The organism is Pseudoalteromonas sp. P1-25, assembly GCF_001401805.1.
GTDB lineage: Bacteria > Pseudomonadota > Gammaproteobacteria > Enterobacterales > Alteromonadaceae > Pseudoalteromonas.
The window spans coordinates 1-305 of record NZ_LKDW01000114.1 but is presented as its reverse complement, the minus strand read 5'-3'; the positions used below and the strand labels follow the sequence as shown (position 1 = coordinate 305).

The 305-nt window shown below is 48.5% G+C and carries 1 protein-coding gene; it reads left to right on the top strand.

All coding sequences use genetic code 11. The annotated features are described in order from the left end of the window. Window positions 1-305 (top strand): hypothetical protein (locus AN393_RS20315; RefSeq protein WP_161804177.1); only part of this gene is annotated, 305 nt, incomplete at both ends.

The following is a 305-nucleotide window of genomic DNA, read 5'->3' as shown; positions in this document are numbered from 1 at the left end:
GTTACCGATCCGATTGATGCAAGCGCACTAAGCGACGGCACACTCACCGCTACAGCAAGCGCATCAGATTTAGCGGGTAACCCTGTAAGTGCGCAAGATATCGTAGAACTTGATAACACCGCAGCAATTACAACCAGCATTGATAAAACAGCAGATGGCGTGATTAATGGCAACGGTGAAAGCGCCGCCATGGTTATACGTGGCACAGTGACTGACGTTGAAGACGGCCAAACTGTTACCATCACTTTGAGCGATGGTATAAACGCGCCAATTGAAGTTCAAGCAACCGTTCAAAATGGCGAGTA